Below are 576 nucleotides of genomic sequence, written 5' to 3'. Positions count from 1 at the left end.
GTGGTCGAGATTGTGCCCGTCGACCGGGCCGACATAGTGGAAGCCCATCTCCTCGAACATCGTGCCGCCGCCGACGATCAGCGAGCGGGCATATTCCTCGGCCGCCGCCGCGCGCTGGTAGATCGCCTTGGGCAGGAGCTTGCCGAGCTGCTTGGCGGTCTCGCGCAGCGACCGGTAGGTGCCGCCCGAGGCGAGCCGGGCGAGATAGGCCGACATCGCGCCGACGGGGGGCGCGATCGACATGTCGTTGTCGTTGAGGATGACGAAGACGGTGAGCTGGCCGCCGAGGTTGGTGTAGCTCGACAGGGCCGCGTAGCCGCCCACCGCGCCGAGGCCGGCGTTCGGGTCGGTCAGGCCAGCCGCAAGGCCGATGCCCGCCCAGCCGCCGACGCCCGACAGGACGCCCACGTACTGCTTGCCCTTGTGCTCGTAGGTCATCACGTTGCCGATGATGCCCGACGGGGTCTTGAACTTGTACAGTTCCTTACCCGTCTTCGAGTCCACCGCCTTCAGGTAGCCCTCGAGCGTGCCGTAGAACACCACGTCGCCCGCCGTCGCCAGGGCGCCGCCCCAAGC

The 576-nt window shown here is 68.8% G+C and carries 1 protein-coding gene; it reads right to left on the bottom strand.

Annotated features, from left to right (window positions below; translation table 11 throughout):
* The coding region (locus tag OWC43_RS04255) for a 1-deoxy-D-xylulose-5-phosphate synthase N-terminal domain-containing protein (RefSeq protein ID WP_393955818.1) at nucleotides 1–576 on the bottom strand (576 nt) is incomplete at both ends.

The sequence above is a fragment of the Methylorubrum sp. POS3 genome (assembly GCF_043352485.1).
GTDB lineage: Bacteria > Pseudomonadota > Alphaproteobacteria > Rhizobiales > Beijerinckiaceae > Methylobacterium > Methylobacterium suomiense.
Note: the sequence above shows the minus strand (reverse complement) of the source record. Positions and strands in the feature narration are given on the sequence as shown.